The sequence below is a fragment of the Mesorhizobium sp. M2A.F.Ca.ET.037.01.1.1 genome (assembly GCF_003998075.1).
Classification (GTDB): domain Bacteria; phylum Pseudomonadota; class Alphaproteobacteria; order Rhizobiales; family Rhizobiaceae; genus Mesorhizobium.
Window position 1 is genome coordinate 1 of record NZ_RZSA01001145.1, and the last position, 1905, is coordinate 1905.

2 protein-coding genes are annotated in these 1905 nt (G+C 68.0%); both read left to right on the forward strand.

The window, feature by feature from the left end:
- On the forward strand, positions 1–754 hold a 754-nt coding region (locus EOA27_RS34415), incomplete at its 5' end, for a DUF2778 domain-containing protein (RefSeq protein ID WP_127258505.1).
- Between the two features lie 242 nt (positions 755–996).
- A partial coding sequence (locus EOA27_RS34420; protein ID WP_145970755.1) for a glycosyltransferase occupies positions 997–1905 on the forward strand: 909 nt, incomplete at its 3' end.

The window sequence follows — 1905 nt, forward strand, 5'->3', positions numbered from 1 at the left end:
CCCCCGCACCTCGCTGGAGCGCGCCACAGAAGCGCCCGAACAGAACGCGGCCAAGCCGCAGAAGCCGGAGGCCGTGAAGCCGCAGGCCGCCAAGGCCAAGCCGCAGCCGACCACGGCCGACACCGCGCAAAGCGCGCCGACGGCGGTTTCACCGAGAAGCGGCGACCAGGCCCTGCCCGGCGTGGCGAATTCGAAGCCGATAGTGGCCGACACCAAGCCCGGCAAGCGCAAGGCGCAGGCGTCGGAGATGCTCGCCTATGCCAAGCCGGACACGCCGGAGCGCGGCAACCTTGGTGGCGCCTTCCGCAGCCTGTTCAACGGCCCCTCGACGGGCAATGGCGTCGCCGTCTACGATATTTCGGCGAGGACCGTTTACATGCCCGACGGCTCGAAGCTGGAGGCGCATTCGGGCTACGGCTCGATGGTCGACCAGCCGCGCTTCGTCAACCGCAAGAATGTCGGCCCGACGCCGCCGGACACCTACAATCTGTCGATGCGTGAATCGCGCTTCCATGGCGTAGAGGCGATCAGGCTCACGCCGGCCAGCGGCAGCAACAAATACGGCCGCAACGGCTTGCTTGCCCACACCTACATGCTGCGCGGCGGCCGTGCGGAATCCAATGGCTGCGTCGTCTTCAAGGACTATCACCGCTTCCTTGCCGCCTACAAAAGCGGCAAGATCAAGCGCCTTGTCGTCGTCCCGCGCCTGACAAGCTCCCCCACCCGGGTCGCCCAGGAGGGCCGCGAGGGTTAAGCATGCCGCTGCCGGCGAACGTGTCGCCGGCATTTGTCAGTCCCCACTTGCTGGTCCGAAGGGCCTCGCGCCAAAAATGCGCTCGGGCCGCCATGCCGTCGGGCTTGCCGCCGTGACGGCAATCTCACCTGGGAAGCGATAACGACCTTCCCAGGATGTAGATATGGCGCAGCCCGGGCTTGCGGCAAGCCCCCGGGCATGGCGTATCAACGCTGCTCCGAAAAAAGAAAACGGAGCACGGAATGCGGATCTTGTTATCAACTTACGGCTCGCGCGGCGACGTCGAGCCTTTGGCGGCGCTGGGCGCGGCCTTGCAGGCGCATGGCGTCGATGCCCGGGTGAGCGCGCCGGGCGACGCGGAGTTTGCGGCGCTGGCCGCTCGCGCCGGCGTGGCTTTTGCGCCGGCCTTCGCACCGGTGCGCGAATGGGCGAAGGAAATGGTCAACCGGTCGCGATCGGCGTCGCCCGAGGACCGGGCGAGGCTCATCTCCGGCCAGGCGGCCGAGATCGCCGCCAGGCAATATGAGGCGCTGAGCGCGGCCGCCGAAGGCTGCGACGCGGTGGTGGCGTTCGGCCTTTTCCCATCCTACGCCGCCGCGCGGCTGGTCGCGGAACAACGCGGCATCCGTTACATGCTCGGCACGTTCTGCCCCATCTGGCTGCCGTCGCAGCACAACCGGCCGCACGAATATCCTGGATATCCGCTGCCGGCCGGCGTGACCGACAACCGGCTGCTGTGGGAAACAGACATCCGGACCAAGAACGCGCTCTTCGGCGAGGCGGTCAACGGCCAGCGCGCATCGCTCGGATTGCCGCCGGTGCAAAATGTCCGGAACTATGTCTACGGCAATCCCGTCCTGCTCGCCTGCGACCCGGTGCTGGGGCCATGGCTGCCCTCGGACCTGATCGACGCCGTGCAGACCGGCGCCTTCATCCTGCCGGACGAACGGCCCCTCCCCGATCGGCTCGACGCGTTCCTCGATGCCGGCCCGCCGCCGGTCTATGTCGGCTTCGGCTCGATATCGGTCGCCAGCGAAACCGGCCGCGCGGCCATCGAAGCGATCCGCGCCAGGGGCCTTCGCGCGGTCCTCGCACAGGGCTGGGCCGGGCTCGGCCTCATCGATGATCGCGACGACTGCTTCGAAGTGGGC